Annotated in this window: 1 protein-coding gene; it reads right to left on the bottom strand. The window is 41.8% G+C overall.

The features are described 5' to 3' along the window. Nucleotides 1-122 precede the first annotated feature (122 nt). On the bottom strand, nt 123-826 hold a 704-nt coding region (locus Q0590_RS37415; RefSeq protein ID WP_302042800.1), incomplete at its 5' end, for an L-dopachrome tautomerase-related protein.

Genomic DNA, 826 nt, shown 5'->3' with positions numbered 1-826 from the left:
TTTCTTTGCCGGCTTTCGCCTGGAACCGGACTAGTAATGCTACTGTGACTATTTCCGGTAAGTGCATTAGTCGCTTCGTTACTGTTTTAATAACCGACGAAACATCCTATTGAAGGGTTAACCTATGCAGGCAAGGGCATTTTATAAATGGTATAGGGAGATATCCTTTTATTTTCGCCTTCATTATAATCAGGTTGCTTATTTATTTGAGAGCAACTGATATACAAATACCCATCCGGTGAAATAGAATAACTATCCGGCCAGATCAATCTCTCCTCGCTAACAAGCGTTTTCATTTCAAGAGCCGGGTTGATCTGAACAATGGAATAATTCTGATAATCGCCCATGTAAAGATTTCCATTCGTATCAAAAATCATCCCGTCAGTTACTACAAAACGTCCCAGGTCTTCTACATTAGCCTCCAGTTCCTGCTCGCTTAATTCTTCATCACGTAAGTAGGCTGTTTTAATACGGTAGAGTTTATTATCCGTTAGGGGCTTATAATATAACCATTCCCTGTCAGGGGTAAGGGCAATGCCATCTGATTGAAGACGGACGGGCTGCCCGTTTTTCTTAAATTCTTTCCCATCCACTACCAATGTAAAGGAAGGATCGTGTTTCACGGAATAATGGTTATGGAGTAACTGCCGGGCGATGCCGCTATTCAGGTCAACAACCACAATACCTCCTTCATTGAAGTTTGTTAAATAAGCTACTTTTCTTTGGGTGTCGACCCGTACATCGTTGATATAGCTTTTGTTGCTGAGTACGCCATCAAACCGGTACGCTTCTTCTATGTGATTGGTAGCCAGGTTGAACTTTACCA

This window comes from Rhodocytophaga aerolata (assembly GCF_030503435.1).
GTDB lineage: Bacteria > Bacteroidota > Bacteroidia > Cytophagales > 172606-1 > Rhodocytophaga > Rhodocytophaga aerolata.
The sequence above is the reverse complement of the archived record's forward strand: the minus strand, read 5'-3'. Positions and strand labels throughout refer to the sequence as shown.